Origin of the sequence: Micromonospora sp. WMMD735, assembly GCF_049178995.1 — a bacterium.
Classification (GTDB): Bacteria; Actinomycetota; Actinomycetes; order Mycobacteriales; family Micromonosporaceae; genus Micromonospora; species Micromonospora wenchangensis.
This window is the reverse complement of sequence record NZ_JBMHMJ010000002.1, coordinates 1,718,037-1,737,798: the sequence shown is the minus strand read 5'-3', so window position 1 is coordinate 1,737,798 and position 19,762 is coordinate 1,718,037. Positions and strand designations below refer to the sequence as shown.

General features: G+C 71.5%; 21 protein-coding genes and 1 pseudogene. 13 read left to right on the top strand and 9 right to left on the bottom strand.

Annotated features, from left to right (window positions below):
- The first annotated feature begins 80 nt into the window (after positions 1-80).
- Positions 81-1,241, top strand: coding sequence for an LLM class flavin-dependent oxidoreductase (locus ACN268_RS07695; protein WP_421482443.1), 1,161 nt, complete (start codon positions 81-83; stop codon positions 1,239-1,241).
- Positions 1,242-1,303: 62 nt separating this feature from the next.
- On the opposite strand, the gene ACN268_RS07690 is transcribed toward ACN268_RS07695, so the two are convergent.
- The 8 genes from ACN268_RS07690 to ACN268_RS07655 all read right to left on the bottom strand — a co-directional run bounded on the left by ACN268_RS07690 (position 1,304) and on the right by ACN268_RS07655 (position 7,201).
- Positions 1,304-1,813: an NUDIX domain-containing protein gene (locus ACN268_RS07690; protein WP_421482442.1), complete on the bottom strand. Its 510-nt coding sequence runs from the start codon at positions 1,811-1,813 to the stop codon at positions 1,304-1,306.
- Positions 1,814-1,847: 34 nt separating this feature from the next.
- Positions 1,848-2,438, bottom strand: a complete 591-nt coding sequence (locus ACN268_RS07685) for an NADAR family protein (protein WP_421482440.1) — start codon at positions 2,436-2,438, stop codon at positions 1,848-1,850.
- A gap of 79 nt (positions 2,439-2,517) precedes the next feature.
- A complete protein-coding gene (locus tag ACN268_RS07680; protein WP_421482439.1) occupies positions 2,518-3,159 on the bottom strand; it encodes an SRPBCC family protein in 642 nt (213 codons plus the stop codon).
- Positions 3,156-3,527: an ArsR/SmtB family transcription factor gene (locus ACN268_RS07675; protein WP_204922997.1), complete on the bottom strand. Its 372-nt coding sequence runs from the start codon at positions 3,525-3,527 to the stop codon at positions 3,156-3,158. The genes ACN268_RS07680 and ACN268_RS07675 overlap by 4 nt, the downstream gene beginning before the upstream one ends.
- Positions 3,528-3,563: 36 nt before the next feature.
- Entirely contained in the window at positions 3,564-4,334 is a 771-nt protein-coding gene (locus tag ACN268_RS07670) for a peptidoglycan recognition family protein (protein WP_421482438.1), read from the bottom strand.
- A gap of 110 nt (positions 4,335-4,444) precedes the next feature.
- Complete coding sequence (locus tag ACN268_RS07665) at positions 4,445-5,176, bottom strand: lysozyme (protein WP_421482437.1); 732 nt, start codon at positions 5,174-5,176, stop codon at positions 4,445-4,447.
- Between the two features lie 157 nt (positions 5,177-5,333).
- The gene (locus tag ACN268_RS07660; RefSeq protein ID WP_421482436.1) at positions 5,334-6,653 is read right to left on the bottom strand and encodes a flavin monoamine oxidase family protein; all 1,320 of its coding nucleotides are present in this window, start codon (positions 6,651-6,653) and stop codon (positions 5,334-5,336) included.
- 164 nt (positions 6,654-6,817) lie between these two features.
- Positions 6,818-7,201, bottom strand: coding sequence for a MarR family winged helix-turn-helix transcriptional regulator (locus ACN268_RS07655; protein WP_421486839.1), 384 nt, complete (start codon positions 7,199-7,201; stop codon positions 6,818-6,820).
- A gap of 174 nt (positions 7,202-7,375) precedes the next feature.
- Between ACN268_RS07655 and ACN268_RS07650 the strand changes: the two genes are divergently transcribed.
- The 12 genes and pseudogenes from ACN268_RS07650 to ACN268_RS07595 all read left to right on the top strand — a co-directional run bounded on the left by ACN268_RS07650 (position 7,376) and on the right by ACN268_RS07595 (position 19,138).
- Entirely contained in the window at positions 7,376-9,178 is a 1,803-nt protein-coding gene (locus ACN268_RS07650) for an ABC transporter ATP-binding protein (protein ID WP_421482435.1), read from the top strand.
- A 78-nt stretch (positions 9,179-9,256) separates the two neighbouring features.
- A complete protein-coding gene (locus ACN268_RS07645) occupies positions 9,257-9,943 on the top strand; it encodes a VOC family protein (protein ID WP_421482434.1) in 687 nt (228 codons plus the stop codon).
- A 201-nt stretch (positions 9,944-10,144) separates the two neighbouring features.
- On the top strand, positions 10,145-10,999 hold the full coding sequence (locus ACN268_RS07640) for a hypothetical protein (RefSeq protein ID WP_421482433.1): 855 nt from the start codon (positions 10,145-10,147) through the stop codon (positions 10,997-10,999).
- Between the two features lie 563 nt (positions 11,000-11,562).
- Positions 11,563-12,185: pseudogene (locus ACN268_RS07635) on the top strand (DUF6642 family protein).
- 214 nt (positions 12,186-12,399) lie between these two features.
- The gene (locus ACN268_RS07630) at positions 12,400-14,589 is read left to right on the top strand and encodes an EAL domain-containing protein (protein ID WP_421482432.1); all 2,190 of its coding nucleotides are present in this window, start codon (positions 12,400-12,402) and stop codon (positions 14,587-14,589) included.
- Positions 14,586-14,909, top strand: a complete 324-nt coding sequence (locus tag ACN268_RS07625) for a hypothetical protein (protein WP_421482430.1) — start codon at positions 14,586-14,588, stop codon at positions 14,907-14,909. Before ACN268_RS07630 ends, ACN268_RS07625 begins: the two co-directional genes overlap by 4 nt.
- Positions 14,910-14,966: 57 nt before the next feature.
- The gene (locus ACN268_RS07620; RefSeq protein WP_421482429.1) at positions 14,967-15,944 is read left to right on the top strand and encodes a hypothetical protein; all 978 of its coding nucleotides are present in this window, start codon (positions 14,967-14,969) and stop codon (positions 15,942-15,944) included.
- A 19-nt stretch (positions 15,945-15,963) separates the two neighbouring features.
- A complete protein-coding gene (locus ACN268_RS07615) occupies positions 15,964-16,368 on the top strand; it encodes a hypothetical protein (RefSeq protein WP_421482428.1) in 405 nt (134 codons plus the stop codon).
- Positions 16,365-17,003 (top strand): hypothetical protein, encoded by a 639-nt coding sequence (locus ACN268_RS07610; protein ID WP_421482427.1) that lies wholly within the window; start codon positions 16,365-16,367, stop codon positions 17,001-17,003. Before ACN268_RS07615 ends, ACN268_RS07610 begins: the two co-directional genes overlap by 4 nt.
- On the top strand, positions 17,000-17,587 hold the full coding sequence (locus ACN268_RS07605; protein ID WP_421482426.1) for a hypothetical protein: 588 nt from the start codon (positions 17,000-17,002) through the stop codon (positions 17,585-17,587). Before ACN268_RS07610 ends, ACN268_RS07605 begins: the two co-directional genes overlap by 4 nt.
- Positions 17,577-18,197 (top strand): thymidylate synthase, encoded by a 621-nt coding sequence (locus ACN268_RS07600; RefSeq protein ID WP_421482425.1) that lies wholly within the window; start codon positions 17,577-17,579, stop codon positions 18,195-18,197. Before ACN268_RS07605 ends, ACN268_RS07600 begins: the two co-directional genes overlap by 11 nt.
- On the top strand, positions 18,194-19,138 hold the full coding sequence (locus ACN268_RS07595; protein ID WP_421482424.1) for a hypothetical protein: 945 nt from the start codon (positions 18,194-18,196) through the stop codon (positions 19,136-19,138). Before ACN268_RS07600 ends, ACN268_RS07595 begins: the two co-directional genes overlap by 4 nt.
- Here ACN268_RS07595 and ACN268_RS07590 read toward each other — a convergent pair.
- Entirely contained in the window at positions 19,135-19,593 is a 459-nt protein-coding gene (locus ACN268_RS07590; protein WP_421482422.1) for a hypothetical protein, read from the bottom strand. The genes ACN268_RS07595 and ACN268_RS07590 overlap by 4 nt on opposite strands.
- Positions 19,594-19,762 lie beyond the last annotated feature (169 nt).

Here is a 19,762-nt window from a genome sequence, read left to right as displayed (position 1 = left end):
GCGCGCAGTAACCTACCAAGCCGATAGGTTTTATGGGTAGCCTGTCGTGGTCGTCGTCCCATCCCTCAGGAGGACCCCCGATGTCGCTGACCTTCCACTGGTTCCTGCCCACCTACGGCGACAGCCGCGACATCGTCGGCGGCGGCCACGGCGTCGCGGTCGGCACCGCCGGTGGGGCCCGCCCCGCCACCGTCGCCTACCTCGGGCAGATCGCCCGCAGCGCCGAGCAGCTCGGCTTCGTCGGCGCGCTCACCCCGACCGGGGCGTGGTGCGAGGACGCCTGGCTGGCCACCGCCATGCTGGCCGAGGTCACCGAACGGCTGAAGTTCCTGGTCGCGTTCCGCCCCGGGCTGCTCTCACCCACCCTCGCCGCCCAGATGGCCGCCACCTTCCAGCGCCTGTCCGGCGGCCGGCTGCTGCTCAACGTGGTCACCGGTGGGGAATCCACCGAGCAGCGCGCCTACGGCGACTTCCTCGACAAGGACGCCCGGTACGCCCGCACCGACGAGTTCCTGTACGTCGTGCGGTCACTGTGGCAGGGCGAAACCGTCGACCACGCCGGGGAACACCTGCGGGTCGAGGGCGCCCGGCTGGCCCGGCTGCCCGACCCGGTGCCCCCGGTCTACTTCGGTGGCTCGTCCACCGCCGCCGGCCCGGTGGCCGCCCGGCACAGCGACGTCTACCTGACCTGGGGCGAGCCGCCCGCCCAGGTGGCCGGCAAACTCGACCGGATCCGCGCCCTCGCCGCCGACGCCGGCCGGTCGCCGCGCTTCGGTATCCGGCTGCACGTCATCGCGAGGGACACCGCCGAGGCGGCGTGGGCGCAGGCCGGGCGGCTGCTCGACGGTATCGACGAGGCTGACATCCGGGCCGCCCAGGAGGGGCTGCGGCGCAGCGAGTCCGAGGGGCAGCGCCGGATGCTCGCCCTGCACGGCGGCAGCCGCGACGGGCTGGAGGTCGCCCCGAACCTCTGGGCCGGGGTGGGGCTTGTCCGGGGCGGGGCCGGCACCGCCCTGGTGGGCAGCCACACCGAGGTCGCCGACCGGATCACCGAGTACCACGCGCTCGGCATCGACGAGTTCATCCTCTCCGGCCACCCGCACCTGGAGGAGGCGTACTGGTTCGGCGAGGGGGTGCTGCCGATCCTGCGGGCCCGGGGCCTGTGGCGGCACCCGGCCGGTGAGCCGGCCCCCGACCCGACGCCGAGCGTCCCGTTCGCCCCGCAGCCCGCCCGGGTCTGACCACGGCGCGTCCGGCGGGCCCGGCACCTGCGGCGGGTCCGCGCCGGCCGGGCGCGGTGGGGTCAGTGCCGGCCGGCGAGGAAGTCGGCCAGCACCCGGGTGTGGGTCGAGAAGGCCAGCTCGACCGGCTCGGTGAGGACCAGCCACTCGGTGGCCTCCTCGGTCGGCGTCGACGGGGGCAGCTGCGCGGCCGGCCGCTCCGGCAGCGCTCCGAAGATCATCATGGTGCCGCCGTGCGGGGCGCCGTGCACCGCGAACAGCCGGGCCCGCTGCGCCTCGTCGACCAGCCCGGTCTCCTCGCGCAGTTCCCGCACCAGTGCCTCGGCCCACTCCTCGCCGTACTCGACGAAGCCGCCGGGCAGGGCGAGCTGGCCCCGGGCCGGCTCGATGTCCCGGCGTACCACCACCAGGCCGAGCCCGGCGTCGGTCCGCACCGGCAGCAGCGCCACCGCGACCGGGGTCGGGTTGCGCCACACCGTCTGCCCGCAGGCCGCGCAGAACCGGGGCCAGCCGGCGTCCGGCGGATAGGCCGCCCCGCAGTAGTGACAGTGCGCGTACGGCAGGACGGTCATGCCGCCGCACGCTACCGCCCCCGGGCCACCCGGCTCAGGGCAGGTCCGCCGTCGGCCCGGGGTCGGTCGGCCGGTCGTCGCGCAGGATCTCCCGGGCTTCCATCAGGGCGAAGCCGAGCAGGTTGAGCCCACGCCAGCGGGCCGGGTCCTCGGCGCGCGGGTCGTCGGGGGCCAGCCCGACCCCCCACACCCGGTCGACCGGGCTCGCCTCCACCAGCACCCGGTCCCCGGTGCCCAGCAGGTACGCCCGCAGGTCGGCGTGCTGGCCGAACTTGGCCAGGCTGCCGGCCAGCACGACGGCGTACCGCTCGGCCTCCCACACCGCCTGGTCGAACCCGCGGACCTGGCGGCCGACCGCCTTGGCCTGCTGCGGGTGGCCGGCGGCGAGCACCCGCTCCCCGGCCTCGGCGTCGTCGAACAGCAGCGCCTTGCGCCACATCATCCAGTGCTCGGCGGTGGGGAAACGCCGCCCGTCGACGGTGAACGACGCCGGCCACCACTGGCTCAGGCAGCTGCGCCCGACGGTGCCGTCCCGCTGCGGCCGGTGCCCCCAGAAGCACAGGTACCTCACCCGCCGCCCGGCGCGGTGCAGGGCCAGGACGTCGTGGGCGCGGCGCATCGACATGCCGTCCAGTCTGACCGTCGGCACCGACAACACGCACCCGGGTTTGCGCCGGGCCGGCGACCCGGCGCGACCCGTACCGTCAGGCCGGCGGCGCGCCGGTGTACGCGGCGATGGTGCGGGCGGCGGCGGCCCGGGCGGCCTGCGGGTCGGTGCCGCCGGCGATGTCGGCCTCGGCCCACGCCTCGCCGCTGAGCGTCATGAAGCGTCGTCCGTCCTCGGAGCCGATCCACTCGGCGGCCTGGTCGGGGGTGACGCCGCCACCGTCGGCGTCGAGGTGGCTGGCCAGCCCGAGCAGGCCGGAGTCCCAGCCGACGCCGACCGCGCCGGGGCCGTACTCGGTCCACCTGACGTCGTCGACGTGGGCGACGTGTTCCAGGGTGAACCGGGTCCGCTCGTCGCCCTCCGGGGTCAGGTGGACCTCGATCCAGCTGATCTCGTCGCCCATCTCCCAGGTGGCGGCGAAGCCCTTCGGCGGGTCGCAGCGCTGCACGACGCCACCGGCGTTGCCCTCGAACTGGTAGCGGCCGTGCAGCCGCAGGTCGCCTGAGATCGGCAGGAACCAGCGCGGGATGCGCTCCGCGTTGGTGCACGCGTCCCAGAGGTCGTCAAGCGTCGTCGGGTACGTCTGGCTGATGGTCAGCACCCGCGCCTCGCCCGCTTCGAGCGTGCGGCTGCCCACGGTGCGTCGTACCGCGCTGATCTGCTGGCTGGTCTCGATCATGAAGTGCTCCGGTGCTCGGTCGGATCGTCCGTCGTGGTGTGCGCCCGCCGTTCGCGCCGACCCCGGGCGATCTCGGTGGCCAGGGCGTCCAGGGCCGGCGTCCAGAACCGGCGGAACCCCTCCAGCCACCTGTCGACCTCCCGCAGCGGGGCGGGATCGACCGCGTAGAGCCGCCGGGCGCCCTGCGGGCGGACCGTGGCGAACCCGTTGTCCCGCAGCACCTTGAGGTGCTGCGAGACGGCGGGCTGGGTGATCCCGAACTCCTCCTGGATCACCGCACAGACCCCACCGGCGCTCCGCTCGCCCTGCGCGAGCAGTTCGAGGATGCGCCGACGTACCGGGTCGCCGAGGACGTCGAAGGCGTGCACGGTCCCCTTTGTATCAGGCATCGCTTATATAAGCAATCAACCCAGTCGAGCGGCGACGGCGGAGCGCAGCTCGGGCAACCGGTCGTGCAGCAGCCCCGGGCACTGGGTGCTGGCGAAGTCCTTGTGGCCGTAGATCTGGCTCGCCGGGATGGCGTACTGCTGGCAGGTGAACGCGCAGAACACCACCAGGCTGTCCCAGAGCGCCTGCGGCGGCTGCACGTCGACGTAGATCCCGTCGTTCTCGATGCCGATGGCCTGGCTGTTCTGCCCCACGCAGTGTGCGCCCTGCACCATCGTCTGGCCGTGCAGCAGCGCGTACAGGCTGCCGTGCCGGCCCTCGGTGAGGTGGCCGCCCCGGCTGTTGGTGAAGTGCTGCCCGGAGTCCAGCCAGCCGTTGCCGTCCATGTGCAGGTCCTGGATCTCCCGCGAGTTGGCGTACGCGTGGGCCAGGCTGTAGTCGGTCGAGTTCGGGAACGCCGTGTGGTGCACGATGATCTTGTTGGGTCGGCTCGCGACCACGCTCACCGGCGACGACGGCGGCCGGGCCCCCCAGGTGGCGCAGTTGGCGATCACCGGTTGGTCGACGCGGCCGAGGGCCACCCGGCCGCCGGCCGGCGTGCCGCCGGTGGTCAGGGCGCTGCCGTCGGTCGGCGTGCCGCCGGCGGTCAGGGTCGGGTCGACGGTGGAGTGGCCCGTCGCGGCGGCGCCTGCGGCGGATCCGCCGAACGGGGTCGGCGCGAGCGCCCCGGCGGTGCCGAGCAGGACCGCGCCGCGCAGCACGCTGCGCCGGGACACGGGTACGTTCATGGCGGGCTCCTCAGGGGTGGGGGAGGTGCCGACGGTCGACCGGCGTGACGACTCCGGGGTGGCCGGGATCGTTATCGGGCCGACCGGCGGCTGCGGTGCTCCGGTCGGGCTCAGCAGGGGCCGTTGCAGGCCAGCACCCGGAGTCGGTCGAGGGTGCCGTTCCACACGTTCTGGTCGCCCGGGAAGGTGCCCGACGACGCCCACTGCCAGAAGGAGTACGTGGCCCAGCCGGCCGGCAGCGTGCCCACCGTGCCGGCGTACCGGGCGAGCCAGAGCGGGTTGGTGGCGGCGAAGCCGCTGTAGTTGCCGGTGCAGGTGGTCCACCAGTCGGTGGTGGTGTAGATCGTCGCCCAGCGCCCGGTGCGGGCGTAGTACTGGTTGACGAAGGAGGCGATCCAGCTGCGCATCGCGCTCTGGCTCAGCCCGTAGCAGGTCGCGCCGTACGGGTTGTACTCGATGTCGAGCGCGCCGGGCAGCGTCCGGCCGTCCTTCGACCAGCCGCCGCCGTGGTCCACGAAGTAGTTGGCCTGGGTCGCGCCGGTCGTGGTGTCCGGCCGGGCGAAGTGGTACGAACCCCGGATCATCCCGGCGTTGTACGACCCGTTGTACTGCTGGGCGAAGTACGGGTTGGTGTAGTACGTGCCCTCGGTGGCCTTGACGTAGGCGAACCGGGCGCCGTTGTTCCAGGCGGCGGACCAGTTGACGTTGCCCTGGTAGCTGGAGACGTCCATGCCGGGCAGGCCGGCCGGGGCGGCGGTGGCCGGGGTGACGACGCCGAGGGTGGCGGCGACCATGGTGGCGGTCGCCAGCAGCGTGCCCGTGAGTGCACGGAGACGGTTCATCTTTCCTCCCTGGGGGATGCCGCGTGGTTACGGCGGGAGCGACGAAAGGAACTGTCAGGTATTAGGTCATGGTCGGAGATAGTTTTCAATAGATAGAATCAAGATTGTCGATTTATGTAGTGCTCGTGCCTCCGCCGGTCGGGAGGTGGGGGGTGCGTCAGGTGCCGGGACCGGCGAGCACCTCGGCCGCCGCCCGCTCGCCGGCCAGCACCGCGCCCTCCAGGTAACCGGCCCACCGGGTCGCCGTCTCGGTGCCCGCCCAGTGCACCCGCCCCACCGGCCGATGCAGCTCGGGACCGTGATCCCGCCACGAGCCGGGGGTCAGCGCCCCGCAGAAGCAGCCCCGGGTCCACTCGTCGGCCGACCAGTCGTACTCGACGAGGTCGTCAGGCTCCGCGGCGGCCGGGCCGACCAGCTCCACCAGCGCGGCCAGCACCGCCGCCCGTCGCCGCCCCGGCGACAGCCGGCGCAGCTCCCGGGCCTGCCGGCCGTAGCTGAACCCGGTCAGCACCCCACGCGTCGAGCCCGGCGTCGAGTTGTCCACCGTCTCGGTCAGTGGCCCGTCGGTCGACGTGGTCACCCCGGAACACCCGTCGGCCCGCCAGAACGGCGTCGGGTAGACCGCGTGCAGCTTCAACGCCGACCCCATCGGCATCCGCTGCGTCAACGCGTCGCGCAGGGCCGGCAGCGCCGGTGAGTACGCGATCCGGCCCGCCAGCGCCGGGGCCACCGCCACCACCGCGGCCTCCGCCCGGTACGCCCCCTCGTCGGTGTACGCCACCACCCCGTGACCGTCCTGGTGGATCGCCCGCACCGGCGCTGCGGACCGTACCGTCCCCGGTGGCAGCGCCGCCGCCATGCGCTCCGCCAGCAGGGCCGGCCCACCCACCAGTCGATCCTGCTGGGCGCCCCCGGCCATCCCCAGCAGCAGCCCGCTCCCGCCGCCGCTGCGCAGATAGAACAGCACCTGCAACAGCGACACCTCGTCCGGGTCCGCCGCCAGCAATCCGCCGGCGATCAGCCGGCCCACGTACCGGGCGGTCACCGGATCGGGCGCGGCGCTGGTCAACCAGCCGCCGAGGGTGAGTCGGTCCCACTCGTCCGCCCGCGCCGCCCGCCACGGGGTCGCCGGGTCCACCTCGGCGGAAAGGTCGTCGAGCAGGTTGACCGTCTGCCGGACCGACTCCGGCGGCAGTTCCCGCAGCCGCCCGTCCCAGCGCACCACCGACCGGCCCTGCGCGGCCGACGGGAACGTGGTCAGCCCGTGCTCGGCCACCAGGGCGGCCATCCGGTCCTGGGTCGGGCCGATCCACTGCGCGCCCAGGTCCAGCGCCGTGCCGTCGTCCAGCCGCCGGGTCGCCACCCGCCCCCCGACCCGATCCCGGGCCTCCAGCACCAGCACCCGCGCCCCACCCCGGCACAACGCCGCCGCCGCGGCGAGCCCCGAGAACCCCGCACCGACCACCACCACCCGCACCGACCGCGCATACCCCGCCCCTCGGGCTGGGCTGGGTCGGCCGCTACTCGGGCAGGCAGGGGCGGCAGGGCCGGGCCGGGTGGGGCCGGGCCGGGCCGGGTCGGTCGGGCTGAGCTGGGCAGGGCTGAGTCGGGGTCGGGCGGAGCGGGTGACGCGGGGCGCAGTCAGTCGCGCAGGGTGCGCAGGATGCGGGTGAGGTCGGCGTGGTCGGTGGGGGAGAGGTGGCCGAAGAAGCGTTCCGCCTCGGCGCTGCGGGCCGTCCGGATGGCCGCGCCGACCCGCGTACCCTCGTCGGTCGGCGCGACCAGGGTCGCCCGCCGGTCGGCCGGGTCGGGACGGCGCGCGACGAGCCCGCGTTCCTCCAGGCCGTCGACGACCTCGGTGGTGGAGCGGGGTGCGATGCGCAGGTGGTCGGCGAGGGCGCTGAGCCGCATCGCGCCGTGCCGGGTGAGCACCGCGAGGGCGCGGGCGTGGCCGGGGTTGACGTCCCAGGGTTCGAGGGTACGTCGGGACTGGTGGCGCAGCCGTCGGGCTACCGCCCAGAACAGCTCGGCGAGGCTCTCCTCGGCCGGGTCGGTGGGTGGCCCGGGGCAGCGTGCGGCCGGATCGGTTGGCGGTTCGGGTGTCGCGCCGGTCACCGGAATACGGTAGCAGGAGTCGCTGTTGTTCCCTCATGATGAGGTAACCTCAGCAAACGTCCCCCGAACGGAAGAAGGACCCCCTTGGACACCACGCATCCCCACCGGGAGGGCCGCGGCGGCGCCCCCCGGACCGTCAGCGCCGCCGAGAAGACCCAGGCCCGCGCCGTCTCGCTGCGCCGCATCGGCCGGCTGTTCACCGCGTACCGCGGGCAGTTGGCCGTGGTCACCGCGATCATCGTGGTGTCGTCGATCGTCGCGATGGCCTCGCCGTTCCTGCTGCGGGCGGTGATCGACCGCGCGCTGCCGGAACGCGACCTGACCCTGCTGGTCTGGCTGGTCGCCGGCATGATCGCCGTCGCGGCCGTGACCGCGGTGCTGGGCGTCGCGCAGACCTGGATCTCCACCCGGGTCGGGCAGCTGGTGATGCACCGGCTGCGCACCGACGTCTTCGCCCACCTGCACCGCCAGTCGATCGCGTTCTTCACCCGCACCCGCACCGGCGAGGTGCAGTCGCGGATCACCAACGACATCGGCGGCATGCAGACGGTGGTCACCTCCACCGCCACCTCGATCGCGTCCAACCTGACCACCGTGGTGGCCACGCTGGTCGCCATGGTGGCGCTGTCCTGGCGGCTCACCCTGGTCTCGCTGGTGGTGCTGCCGCCGGCCATCTGGCTGACCCGCCGGGTCGCCGCGATGCGCCGCGAGATCACCGCCCAGCGCCAGCGGGAGCTGGCCGACCTCAACGTCACCATCGAGGAGGGGCTGTCGATCAGCGGTGTACAGCTCAGCAAGACCCTCGGCGCGGGCGGCGCGCTGATCGACCGGTTCACCGCCAGCTCGGCCCGGCTGGTCGACCTGGAGCTGCGCTCGGAGCTGGCCGGCCGCTGGCGGATGGCCACCATGACGATCATCTTCGCCGCCATCCCGGCGGTGATCTACCTCGGCGCGGGGCTGCCCGGCACCGCCGGCACCCTCAGCATCGGCACCCTGGTCGCCTTCACCGCCCTCCAGGGTGGGCTGTTCCGGCCGCTGATGGGGCTGCTCAACGTGGGCGTCACCCTGACCGCATCGCTGGCGCTGTTCGCGCGGATCTTCGAATACCTCGACCTGCCGGTGGAGGTGGACGACCCGGCCCGGCCGGTCACCATCGACCCGGCCCGGGTGCGCGGGCACCTGCGCGTCGAGGACGTCACCTTCAGTTACCCGGGCAGCGACACCGCCGCCGTCGCCGGCATCAACCTCGACGTCCCGGCCGGCAGCAGCCTCGCCCTGGTCGGCGAGACCGGCTCCGGCAAGAGCACCCTCGCCGCCCTGGTCAGCCGGCTGCACGACCCGGACGCCGGCCGGATCACCATCGACGGCGTCGACCTGCGTGACCTGCGGCTGACCGACCTGGCCGCCGTCGTGGGCGTGGTCAGCCAGGAGACCTACCTGCTGCACACCACCATCCGGGAGAACCTGCGGTACGCGCGCCCCGACGCCACCGACGCCCAGTTGGAGGCCGCCGCCCGCGCCGCGCAGATCCACGACCTGATCGCCGCCCTGCCCGACGGGTACGACACGGTCGTCGGCTCCCGGGGCCACCGCTTCTCCGGCGGCGAGAAGCAACGCCTGGCGATCGCCCGTACGCTGCTGCGTGACCCCAGGGTGCTGGTGCTCGACGAGGCGACCAGCGCGCTGGACACCGAGACCGAACGCGCCGTGCAACGGGCCTTCGACACCCTCGCCGAGGGTCGTACGGTGATCACCATCGCGCACCGGCTCTCCACGGTGCGCCACGCCGACCAGATCGCGGTGCTCGACCACGGCCGGATCGTCGAGTCCGGCACCCACGAGGCGCTGCTGGCCCGCGCCGGCCGGTACGCCACCCTGGCCGGCTGACCAGGGGCGACCCCGGTGGGTGGAAAAACCCGATCTGCAAGACGTGAGTCGTCGATCGTCGGTGACTAGAGTGACGCCGTGCAAAGTGGTGTGCGGGCCCAGGTGCCGGTGCTGTACGTGGCGGACGCCGACTCGGCCCGACGGTTCTACGAGAACTTCGGCTACACCGAGATCCGGGCCGGCGGCGACGGTGGCTCACACTGGTCGTACCTGCGGTGCGGGGAGTTGACGCTGCTCCTGGCGGCGGTCACCCCGCGCCTGGTCACCGTCGAGTTGCCCCTGCTCGTCTACCTCTACGTCGACGACCTGACGGCGACCGCCGAACGGCTCACCGCCGCCGGGCACCCCGTCGAGAAGGCCGGCTACCCGGAGCACGCCCCGGGCGGCGAGTGCCGGGTCACCGACCCCGACGGCAACGTGGTCGCCTTCGGGCAGCGGCGGGCCGTACCGCAGCAGGAGCGTGACCCGCACGCGGGCGACGAGGCGCGGTTCTCGCTGATCCGGGAAGCCGCCGAGGCGGTCGGGCGGCGCGGCGGCGCACCCGCCCGGTGCCAGATCGGCGGCCGGCGCGGCGAGCCCTGCCCCGAACCGGCCGAGGTCAAGCTCGCCGACTCGTGGGGCGACACGGCGTGGGGCTGCATGGCGCACGCCGACGAGACGCTGCTGACCGCGCGCGGCGCTTTTCTCGCCACCGAGGACGGGTCGGGCCTCGGCCCGTTCCTGCGCGCCCGCCAGGCCCAGCCTCAGGAAACCTCCACCCCCTGACCCCACCCCGCATCGGCCTGCCGCCCCAACGTCGGCCCACCCTTGTTGATCAAGAGGTTTGCGTCAACTTCGATCTCCCCGTTGACGCGAACCTCTTGATCACCGGAGTGGGGATGACGCGAAACTCTTGATTACCCTTTCGTGGCGGTTTTGGGGGTGGGGACAGGGAGCCGTGGGGGGACCGGGTGCGTCGAAGGGGGTATGACGAGTTTTCGAGGTGTGTGGGCGGCGGTCGTGCCGGTGCTTCTGCTCACTGCTGCCTGTGCGGGGCAGGACGGGGCGGGCGTCGCGCCCGATGCGGCCCCGACTTCTCTTCCCGCCAACGTGCCGGTGCTGCGGATCGACCACACGGGCGGCTTCGTGCGGCCCGAAACGAACGTGACCCGGTTGCCGTCCGTCAGCGTCTATGCCGACGGCCGGGTGATCACGCAGGGGCCGACCGTCCTCAGTTATCCGGGGCCGGCACTGCCCAACCTCCAGGTCCGCACGATCAGCACGGCCGAGGTGGCGAAGCTGGTCGAACAGGCCCGCGCCGCCGGGGTGGGCAGCGCGGTCGACGTGGGCACCCCGTCGATCACCGACGTGACCACCACCCGGTTCACCATCCGGGGGACGGTCGGCAGCGAGCAGTTGGAGGTCTACGCCCTGGGCGAGGCGACCGGTCCCGAGGCCGGCCTGACCCCCGCCCAGCAGGCCGCCCGGGAGAAACTGCGGACCTTCGCCGACAAGCTGACCGACCCGGGGAACGCGGCGACGCAGCCGTACCAGCCGACCGCCATCGCGGCGGTGGCCGGGCCGTGGGTCGCCACCCCCGAGACGGCGAAGCAGCCCAGGATGGAGTGGCCCGGCCCGGTGCTTCCCGGGGCCAGCCTCGGTGAGGGCCTCGACCTGGGGTGCGTGACCGTCACCGGCGCTGCCGTGCAGCAGGTGATCGCCACCGCCGGCAAGGCCAATGCGGCGACCCCGTGGACCTCCGGTGGGAAGCGCTGGGCCGTCACCTTCCGCCCGCTACTGCCCGACGAGACCGACTGCGCCAGCCTCTCCGCTGGCCGTTGAGACACCGGGCGGTCGGCCCGTTCGCGGGCCGACCGCCCGGAGGGGCCACTCCCTGCGCCGGTACGGGTCACAGCTGTAGGGCTGGTTTCCCAGCTGTAGGGCGGGTTCCCACCCTCACCTGGTAGCTGCCAAGGCTGAGGCGGCACCCGCGGCGTTGCAACGCCTTCGGTTGGTGATCAACCACCCCGCTCGGCGATCTGCGAGCACCACCACGGCACCGCTACGACATCGCAGCGGTCACCCGCGACGGCGCTCCCGGCGTGAGGCACGGCGGTGAAGGGTCTGACCTGTCGGACCCCGCCGGCCAGACCTGGCACCTGTCCTGCCCGGAAGACAGCGGACCCCCGGTGCTCGGGCCGGCCGTCGGCGTGCTGGGGATCCCCGGGCCCTACCAGACGGGCGGGGTGGCCCGGGACGACAAGCGTCTGACTGCGTCTGTCAGCCCGTGGTGCTCCGTCCGGGAGTCCATCGCACCGAACTCCACAATGGACCAATCGGCCGATCCACGGACCTGGGCCGGACGGCTAGCGTCGGCTGTTCCCGGTGCCGGAGGAGACCTCGACGTGGCCAAACCCAACGGTGTTTTCTGCGTGGAGGGTGAATGGCACGCCGACCTCGCTGAACGCGGCTCGGTGCTACCCACGCTGGAACTCCTCGAACGGCTCGGGAGGCTCCGCTTCATCCACCGGGACACGGCCACGGCCGATGAACTGCGGTACTTCCTCGACAGCTGGCTGTCGTCGCGACGCTACGCAGCCTACGAAGTCGGCTTCTTCGCATCCCCCGGCACGCCGACCAGCCTGCAGCTTTCCGCAAGCACACGGTCGACCTGACCGACATCGCCGGTTGGATGTCCGGCCGGTGCGGGGGGAAGCGCCTCTACTTCGGAAGCCGCTCGATCCTGCGTGCGTCCGAGGCGTCCCTGAGGGCCTTCCTGACGGAGACCGGAGCCACGATGGTCTGCGGCTTCACGAAGCATCTCGACTGGGTCGAGTCGGTGGCGTTCGAGACGACGCTTCTGGAACGACTCGTCAACGGTCGTCGCGTGGACAGTGCCGAGACCCTGTTCAGATCCGCACGATGGGCGCCGATGGCCCGGCACCTCGGGTTCCGGGTGGTCTACCGACACGATGCCGACCGCAAGCCGTTCGTCTCGTCGGCCGGCTTCTCGGAAACTCCGGAATGAGTATCCATACCGGTACCACCTACGGGCGGTCGTGGGGCATCATCGATGTCCGAAGTCGACAGGAAAGACTCGACCACGTGCCGATCCACAGTGAATGACGGATATCTGACTGTCTGCTCGGACAAGGAGGTCAACGCCAGCCGATAAGGTCGCCTTCTGTGTCGACACGGTTTCACGCCGTGACCGCACGACGGGTCAGTTCCGGGGGTGTGCCATGGCGCCGAGCAAACGACAGGCTGTCCTGATCGGAGTCAACCACTGCGGAAACAACGTGCAGATGCCGGCGCTCAAATTCGCCGAGAGTGATGTGCAGGCACTCCGTCGTGTGCTCCTCGACGAGGACAACGGCACCTTTCAGGACGGTGACGTTGCACTGTTCACCGGAGTGAAGGCCACCTCGAAGAGCATCAAGGCGCACCTGCGCGACATCGCTGTCGAGTCCGAGCCATCGGATGTCCTACTGGTCTACTTCGCCGGGCACGCGTTGGTGCCGGACTGGAGCGACCAGCTCGACGCGTACCTGGTCACCGCCGATCTCGACCCGGAGTCCCTGCGTCGGGAACCGGAGAGCGGGCTGCGGATGTCGTTTCTCAAGCGGGACGTCTTCGAGGCGTTCGCGGGCACCTCGTTCCTCGTGCTCGACTGCTGCCAGGCGGGGATCTACGCCGATGCCGACCGGCGGCACGCTGCCGCGATGCAGACCTACCGCACCCACGTCGACCGGCACAGCGCACTGCTCGCCTGCCCCCGGGGGGCGGTCGCCCGGGAGAGCGAGGAGTACGGGCACGGTGTGCTGACCCACCACGTGCTGCGGGCGCTGCGGGGTGCGGCGGCGGACGAGTTGAAGCGGGTGTCGTTCGCGGACATGGCGGCGTTCGTGGCCGCACAGGGGATGGAACCGCCGCCGTCGCAGTGGGTGACGACGTGGGGACCGACCACCGTGCTGACCCAGCCACCGGTGTCCCGGCACGAGCGGCTGGCGTTGAACGCTCCGGCCAAACCGGGCACGACCCGCCCTTGCAAGAATCCCCTGGACGACCAGAGCAACTCGATCATGCAGTTGCTGGGCCGGATGTTCCGGGCCGAGAACCGGCCGTCACACCACAGCCAGCAGGGCGACCAGACCGAACGGGTGGAACTCCTGCGGTACGCCCTGGACGCCGAGTCGGTGGCGGTGGCGGAGTTCGTCGGCACCGACTGCAAGACGGTGAGCGCGACTCCCCGCTTCGACCGCGAACTGCTCCAGCCGATGCTGGATCTCGCCGCCGTCGAGGCCGGCCGGTACCGGACCACCATGCCGGGCCACATCATCTCGCACGGGCCACGGCGACGGATGCTCTGTGTCCCCGTGTCCCACTCCGACGAGCGGGTCGTCGCTCTCGTCGTGGTCGATCCCGCCCTGGCGCAGTTGGACATGGGGGAACCCCTGGCGGTGATGCTGCGCGCGGTCTGGGAATCCGACCTCTTCGGTGACCCGGTAGAGGCGGAGATGATCGTCCTGACGGCGCTGCGAACGGCGTACGGACGCCTGCCCGCCATGCTGTACGACTACGCGTTCAGCCTCTACCGGCAGCTGGTCTCGTCGATGACCATGGTGTTCCAGCCGGTGGTCGAGTTGGGTCTGCGTGCCGCCGGGGTGAGCATCCACAGTTTCGAGGCCCTGGCCCGCCGTAACGAACGGGAGAGCCGCGCGCCACTGCCGGCCCTGCGCATGGCGTATGACTGGGGTGACCGTTTCATCGTCGAACGCGACGCCCTGCTGGCCGCCAGGGCGATCCACTCGTATGCCGAGGCCGATGGCGTCGCGCAGTGGCAGGGGACCAAACCCCTGTCGGTCAACGTGGCGGTGCGTTCGTTGCTCAGCGACGCCTATCTGCACCAGGTGACCAAGGCACTGGCCGAGGCGAGGCTGTCGCCGCGCACGCTGACCCTGGAGATATCCGAGCAGGACGAGATCATTCCGGGTCCCGGCGAACTCTGGTGCCAGAAGCCGCTCGTGTACTTCCACCACCGGCTCACCGCGCTCACCCGTGACCTGCACATCAACTTCGCGGTCGATGACTTCGGGGTGGGTCACGCCTCGCTGGCCCGGATGGCGGAGCTGCGGCTCACCCAGATCAAGGTGGATCGGGAGATCCTGCACCATCCCCTGGCGGTGGACGAACTGGCGCTGGTGGCACGGGTGGCCCGGTACGCCAGCGACCAGGGGCACGCGCCCTCTCCGAGGACCGTCATCGTCGAGGGCTACGACGAGGAGGCGCCGGTGAGTCTCCAGCAGATCTACGACCTCGGCATCCACCACGTGCAGGGCTATTTCTCCGGCGCGCCGGCCTCGGGAAGCCTGCACCCACTCGACGCGGCCGTCCAGGAACGGATCGCGGCGCTTGCGAGGGGTGAGCAATGACCAGTGTGAAACTTCTGCTGCCGGCGGACGTGTTCGACGAGATCGACCTGCCCTACGAGGGAGTGCGTGATCTTTCCGCTCTCACCCTCGCGATCGAGGGGACCGCCGTGCTGGCTAATCTGGCCACCCTCGCCGGACTCCAGCCCCAGTTGGGTGCGCTGGTGGGTGCGATCCGCAACTGGCGACTGCGCGACGAACGGGCGACGGTGGTGCTGACCGTCAAGGGCCCCGGTGTCGATCTGCGGCTGGACCTGCCGCGCAACGTCAGTACCGCGGTGCTGCTGAAGCACCTGGAGCCGCTGTTCGAAGACGAGCGGTGAGATGACCGTCCACAGCGGATCAGTGAGATGAACGGCCGTTCGTCGGATGACCGGCCGATGCTCGTGCGATCCCATCGGATCGTCAACGTCGGGGGTGGGGACTTCGCCTTCACCGACCTCACCCGTACGGCGCTGGGTGGGGTGCAGAACCGGCAGTTCCGACTGTTCACCCCGGTCAAACGGGACAGGATGCGGCTGCCCACGTCGTTGCCCGAGTTCGCCGCGTTGCGGCACGTGGCCAACCTGTCGGACAGCCCGGTCACCGTCGCCGCCGAGTTGGGCGGCCACTGGAGCGAGCACAACCTGGCGGCCATCACCCACGTCGCCGCCTGCAACTTCCGCTGCGCGTACTGCTACGTCGACTTTCCCCACCTCGCCGGCCGGGACAGTTTCGTCACCACCGCCGAGCGGGTCGTCGAGGAGTTCGTCGAACTGCGGCACGCCGCGACTGACGCCGGGCGTCGACTGAGCCTACTGCGGCTCAGCGGGGGCGAGCCGTTGCTGGCACCCGGTCTCGTTCTCGGTGTCCACCGGGAGATGCGACAGCGGGGCCTGCTCGACGTCGCGGTGCTCAAGGTCGAGTCCAACCTCTCCGCCCTGCCGTACGCCTGGCAGGAGGGCAGGCTGTCGCTCGACGCGGACGAGCGGGCCGCCCTGCGCCGGATCAAGGTGCACGGCACCCTGCACTCCCCGCCGGGCGACGCCGCCTGGCCGATGATCCGGCGTGGTCTCGAGGTCGCCATCGAGTTGGGCTTCGACGTCTTCCCGGCGGTGGGTGCCAACGACTGGACGGTGGCACATCTGGAGTCCCTCTTCGAGGAACTGGCCGCGATCGACCCCGCATTGCCGAGACGGTTGGCGGTGCGTCCCTTCCATCTCGACTACCCGGTCCTCGCCGACCGACGGGGTCTTCCCGACCCGGGAGGTGAGTCGCCTTCGCTGATGTGGGAGCAGATTCTGCTCCGCGAACTCGGCGCGCGCTATCTGGATGTACCCAGACATTTGGTACATATTTCTAGCCCAAAACTCCCATAAAGGACAAATGGAGAATCTCATGATCAGTTCGGTGACGGTGTGCAGCAGCTCCAAGTTCTACGATCTGGCGCAGCGTGCCGCCGACACCCTGCGGGCGCGGGGGCTCACCGTCTACACCCCTCGATTCGACTACAACGAGGAACATGTCGTGGTCGGGGAGTCGGACAAGGCCCGGTTGACCCACGAGTTCCTCGCCAAGGTCGCCAGGTCCGACGCCGTCTATGTGATCACCAGCGGTGGCTACGCAGGGGTCAGTGTCTGCCTTGAGGTGGGCTACGCGCGCGCCCTCGACAAGGTGGTGCTCTGTTCGGAGGAGCCGACCGAGTTCGCCGTGCGGGCCCTGGTCGACGCCGTCGTGCCGGTCACCGAGATCGGTGAGAAGGTGCAGCAGATCGACCGGGCGCCACGGGACGGCGTTTCATGATCATCGCCGCCCCGGCCCCGTCGAGCCGACTGCACGCACCGGTCGCGGCCCTCGTCGAGGAGCTGTTCCCCGCCCTGGCCCAGGAACATCCCCGTAAGCTGTGGCACCGGTCCGCCGACCACGCGATCATCCGCTGCCGTGGCTTCGACGTGCCGCAACTGGTCGCCTCCGGCGCAGCTGACCTCGGCATCGGCGGCTATGACGCCTGTGTCGAATGGTCGTTGACACACGCGCGGCCGCTGTTCATGTGGGCGCTACCGCCGATCCGCACCTCCTTCGTCACCTTCTGCACGGTGGCAGGACGCGCGGTGCACACCCTCTGGACCGAGTACCCCGCGATCACCCGGGCATGGGCGGTGACCAGTCCCGCCCTGCGCGCCGCGCGGGTGGTGCCGTTGCACGGCTCGACGGAAGGGGTGATCAGGGCCGATCCCGGCGGGGGCGGGGTGCTCCTGGTCACCTCCGGCGAGACCCTGACGGCGAACGGGCTCGACCACGACGTACCCCTGCTGGCGACCGACGTGTGTCTCGTCGCTCGTACTCCACCCCTCACCGCGCCCGGCCCTCTCGACGTGTCGTCGCTACCGGCGCTGGACATGCCGAGCTTCTGCGCCGCCCCGGCGGGCGCGCCGTGACCGTGCCGTGCGTCGATGACGACGGCTGGGTGGACGTGGACCGTCCGGGTCACCTGGGAGCCCGGCGGCGCGACCGGATGGCGGCGTGGGAGACGGAGTTCGGCTCGGGACGATGGCGACTCGTCTGGCGCGTCGGCACGCTCGTCCACCCCTGGGAGGCCGCACTCTGCCTCTACGAGGACGCCTACCACCGGCGGCTCGACGACGATCCCGACCTGCGGCACCGGTTGGTCCGGACCGCCCGCGACGTTTACGACCGGGACCCGTCCGACGTGCTGTCGGGACTCGACTACGCCAGCCAGCGGGGTGCCGGCCACCATCTCCAGGACGTGGCCGTGCGTCGGGTCCTGGTCCGGCTCGGCACCTGGTTCGCCGGTGACCGGCTGGTGCGCCTGCGGCGTGGCGGCGGCGGCACGGCCGACGAGCCGGGCGGGAAGCTCGATTCGTCCGTGGTGCCGTTCCACCGGCCCGAGCTGATCGTCCGGCCGGAGCTGGACGGTTGGTGGGAGCGGGGCAGCGTGGAGTCGTTCTACCAGTCCAATCGAATACTCCAACGGCGGGGAACGGTGGCGGATGGAGATTGAGGCCCCGACCGTCGCCGCCGCCTGGCAGCAGGTCGTCGCGCTGTTCGCGCGCCAGCAGCCCACCAGGATCGCCACCCGGCACGGCGTGTCCTTCGACATCCCGGGCCTGACCGTCTGGCTGCGCAATCCGGCGGACCTCACCCCGCCACCGGGTTACCTGTATCCCGAGCTGATCAAGGACTACCGGGACCGGATCTTCGGTGACCAACGGCAGACATCGCTGCTGTACCAGCGGCTGCGGCGCTGGGCCGACGGTGACGGCCCGCCGATCGACCAGTTCGCGCAGGCGGTGGAGCAGCTGCGCCGCGACGAACACAGCCGGTCGGCGGTGTTCTCCCTCTGGCGTCCGGACGAGGATCTCGGTGGTCGGTTCCCGGTGTCGCCGGTCGGCGGCGCGATGCGCATCGTCGGCGACGACCTCGTGCTCTTCCTGACCGCACGCAGCGTCGACGTGTGGGTCGGCCTGGTACCGGAGCTGCTCACCTTCGCCCAGCTCGCCGCCGACGCCGCCCTGGAACTGGGCCTTACCGGCAGTCGTCTGTGCCACCACTCGTGGAGCGCCCACCTGTACGAGGTCGACTACCTCACGTACCTGGCGGGGTCGGCGTGAACCGGTCCCTCACGCTGCTGGACAGTGGAGTGATCGATGCCCGGACGATCGACAAGGTCCTCCAGTCGGTGCTCTTCTTCTCCGACCAGGTCGTGCTGCGGGCCTCCTTCGAGATCGCCGCGAGCCACCGGCAGCGGGCTGCCGAGATCAACCGTCGCGTCGACGAACTGCACGAGGCGGGCCTGCTGCGGCTCTGGGGGCACGAGTACGAGGTCGACGACGCCGGCCGGGTGCGGGTGGGACGTGGTGTACCGACCGGCAGACGGGCGGACCTGGTTCTCGCGCAGGGACGACTCCGCGAGAACCTGATCCGGATGGACGAGGTGATGCGGGGCATCCGCGAGGAGGCGTACCGTAGCGTGGCCGCCGGCCGCCCGGTCCTCAGACAGGGCGCGGCCGAGATCGTCAGCCTGCGCAACCACATGGCCTCATTGGTGATCTCGTCCGAACTCGAGCAGGACGGGCTGCTCGCCAACCCCGCCGTCGGCGCACAACTCGCCACCAGCGTGGCGCGGCCACCGGCGGAACGCTTCGACGCCGCCGTCGTGCGCAACGTCCTCGGGCAGCTTCAGCTCGGTTCGTTGGACCAGTTGACCGTCCCGCAGATCGTCGAGTCCCGCCGGTACCACGCCGACTTCCGTCGCCTGTTGGACGAGTCCCTGCTCGCGGTGTCCCAGGGCTACGACCCGGTGCTGACCCCGGAGGCGACGGCGCGGGAGATCGCCCGCCGGTACCGGGAGACGGTGGCCGAGTTCGCCCGCCCCCGGGTGGCGCACCAGGCCGTCGAGGAGGTCGTCTGGGACGTGCTCGGTGCGAGTGTGCCGGCCACCGTCGTCCTCAAATACGGACTCCGCGCCCTCACCTGGCGGCGGGCCGCCCAGCGGGCCCGTCCGTTCCTGCTGCTGATGCACCTGGAGCGGGCGTTGGGCGTACGGCGTTAACGCCGCACCACCTCGTCATCCACCTGGGCCGTCGCCCGCAGCGACGCCCGGTGCGCGGCACAGGCAGCGGCGATGGCCGGTAGGGCACCGTGGAGATCCGACGGCAGCAGCATCCGTAAGTGCCACAGGGCGACATCCACGTGATCGGGTCCGGCCCGGTCACTGTGGGACCGGGTTCCGTACGCCCACAACAGCACGAGCGCCAGCGCGAAGGCGGCGTCCGGATCGGCGTACCGCAGCGGCAACCAGGAGCGCACGGCCCCCGGGAGGACGAAGGTGCGCCCGGCGCGGCGGTCCTCCAGAAGCCGCTTCGACAGCACCGCGAACCCCGGGTCGACGGCGTCAGGGTCCAGCCGCCAGGCAAGGTGCGCCGTGCCGCCGAGCGTGGTCGCCGCGGCGATGAGCGCGGCACACTCCTGCCGGTCGAGTCGGCTGCAGCGCTGTCCGAACCTCATCGCCGGCCGACACCGGCGCCGGCCACCCCGTGCGGTCGCGGGCACCACGGATTCACCGAGGGTGACATGGGCGGAGCCTGTCACGCCGGCAGCGGTGAATCAACCGTGACACTTCCACCGTCCGGTGCCGCGTGTGGAACCGACTCCGCTGCGGGTGGACTTGTTTCCA